We start from the raw sequence: 230 nt of genomic DNA, 5'->3' as shown, positions 1-230 counted from the left end.
GTTGATGCCTTTAATAGTGCACATTTAGCAACCCTAGGCAAAGCGGCTAAGTCGCTAAAGTTAATTACTGGCGGCTCTGGATTGGCAGCGGGCATTGCTAAAAACTGGCAGCAGCAACTACAAGATCAAGGCGAAGCCAAAAAAGCGGGCTACCCAACCAAAGCAGCCACCGTCATATTATCGGGTTCGTGCTCGTTAATGACCAATAAACAAGTTGCAGCTTATAAAAC

General features: G+C 46.5%; 1 protein-coding gene. It reads left to right on the top strand.

The window, feature by feature from the left end; translation table 11 throughout:
• Positions 1-230: hypothetical protein (locus AAEY72_RS16605; RefSeq protein WP_502945421.1), on the top strand; the 230-nt coding region annotated here is incomplete at both ends.

It is taken from the genome of Psychrobacter sp. W2-37-MNA-CIBAN-0211 (assembly GCF_040309405.1).
Taxonomy (GTDB): domain Bacteria; phylum Pseudomonadota; class Gammaproteobacteria; order Pseudomonadales; family Moraxellaceae; genus Psychrobacter; species Psychrobacter glaciei.
This window is presented reverse-complemented; position numbering and strand designations above follow the sequence as displayed.